Origin of the sequence: Streptomyces sp. NPDC059371, assembly GCF_042751995.1 — a bacterium.
Classification (GTDB): Bacteria; Actinomycetota; Actinomycetes; order Streptomycetales; family Streptomycetaceae; genus Streptomyces.
The window spans coordinates 38,975-40,544 of sequence record NZ_JBHYXD010000013.1 but is presented as its reverse complement, the minus strand read 5'-3'; the positions used below and the strand labels follow the sequence as shown (position 1 = coordinate 40,544).

Below are 1,570 nucleotides of genomic sequence, written 5' to 3'. Positions count from 1 at the left end.
TTAAAACCACAACCCCCGACACGGGTTGCAACAAGATATTGGGCCGGTCCCCGCCAGGTGCTCAGACGCCCGGCGCCCCAGACCGGGTGACGCCCCTGCATACCCCAGAAAGGTCTCCTTCATGCTCCGCCGCTACGACGAACACCATCGTGAGGCGCTCTTCGCGCAACTGCACCTTCCGGTGACCGAGCGGACCTGCCCGATCTGCGGCCATGTCGGCCTGCGTGACTATCACCACGAAAAGTACGGCCGGATTGATCCATCATGGATCAACTACCTGTGGTGCGGCAACTGCCACGCCTACTCGTCGTCGTTCACAAACGCCCGCCGCGAGATGGTCAAAAACGACCCTCTCCTCGCGGAATACGGCGACCGGATCTCTGAGGTCTTCAACGACCCCGAACGACTCCTCAAGATCCTCGACGGCTACTGGAAGTCCGGCCGTCTCCCTCAGGTGATCTCCCGGCGCCCCCGCAGACGCTGACGGCTGCCGGCTAGCGGCTAGCGGCTAGCAGAGATCGATCATCGCGGTGGTGTAGGCGTGGGCGGTGCCGGCCGAGATGCCGAAGGCGACAGCGATCTGGGCCAGGGTGTCATGCTTGCGCAGGTACACCAGACCGATCAACGCCCGTTGGTGCGGCGGGAGCTTGCAGCGGCGGTCACCCTCGCGGGTGACGATGAGCATGGTGAGCCACTCGACCAGCGCATGGGACAGGTCGAGTGCGGCAAGACAGGAGACCAACGAGGCACCTGTGCTGATGAGTTGAGACTTCGAACACCTCCCTCAACGGCACGGGTGCTTCGTGCGTTGCGTACACCCTGTCGTCACCCCATCGGTGGCCACTCTGAAAACGATCAGTGAGCTGAATCGCCGACTGGCCGGGGGGGGGGGGGGGGCGGGCGCCCCCCCGCCCCCCCCCCCCCTTCCCGCACGGCGTCCGCCCCGACTCCCCAGAAAGGTCCTGGTCCCATGCCCCGCCCCTACGACCAGCAGCATCTTGAGGCGCTCGGCGCCCAACTGCACCTGCCCGTGACCGAGCGAACCTGTCCGATCTGTGGCCGCACGACCATGCGTGTCTACCATCACACAAAGTACGGCCGCAGCGAACCTTCGTGGATCAACTACCTGTGGTGCGGCAACTGTCATGCCTACTCGTCGTCCTTCACGGGTGCAGGCCGCAAGATGGTCGAAAGTGACCCGCTCCTTGAGCAGTACGGCGACCGGATCGCCGAGGTCTTCCGTGACCCCGAGCGACTCCTCACGATCCTCGACGGCTACTGGAAGACGGGGAAGCTCCCTCAGACGATCTCCCGCCGCCCCCGCGGACACTGATGGGCGACGGCAGCGCCTTCCTTTGATGCCGTCTGACGATCGCACCCGACGGCGTGCCCGTGCTGTGAGCCCGGCGGGCGCGAAGCTCGGTGAGCATGAGGCGCCGACCGCGATGCTGAAGGTCCGCGCCAAACCGGCGCGCGAGCGCCGCGGGGGGTGGGGGGTAATGCCCACCACACACGCCCCGCGCGGCGCCCCCGCGCGCCCCGGCTGGTATAAAAAACACAAACGGCGCCC

General features: G+C 66.1%; 2 protein-coding genes and 1 pseudogene. 2 read left to right on the top strand and 1 reads right to left on the bottom strand.

Going from position 1 to position 1,570, the window contains the following annotated elements:
• Positions 1 to 121: 121 nt before the first annotated feature.
• A complete protein-coding gene (locus ACFXGX_RS10425; RefSeq protein ID WP_326784222.1) occupies positions 122 to 484 on the top strand; it encodes a hypothetical protein in 363 nt (120 codons plus the stop codon).
• Between the two features lie 30 nt (positions 485 to 514).
• Here ACFXGX_RS10425 and ACFXGX_RS10420 read toward each other — a convergent pair.
• Positions 515 to 742: pseudogene (locus ACFXGX_RS10420) on the bottom strand (transposase family protein); the annotation flags it as partial.
• 228 nt (positions 743 to 970) lie between these two features.
• Here ACFXGX_RS10420 and ACFXGX_RS10415 point away from each other — a divergent pair.
• Positions 971 to 1,333 (top strand): hypothetical protein, encoded by a 363-nt coding sequence (locus ACFXGX_RS10415; protein ID WP_384787652.1) that lies wholly within the window; start codon positions 971 to 973, stop codon positions 1,331 to 1,333.
• Positions 1,334 to 1,570: the final 237 nt, after the last annotated feature.

Bases quoted from the DNA above. Each gene is read 5' to 3' on its own strand.
- ACFXGX_RS10425 (WP_326784222.1), top strand. From the start codon at position 122: ATGCTCCGCCGCTACGACGAACACCATCGTGAGGCGCTCTTCGCGCAA.
- ACFXGX_RS10415 (WP_384787652.1), top strand. From the start codon at position 971: ATGCCCCGCCCCTACGACCAGCAGCATCTTGAGGCGCTCGGCGCCCAA.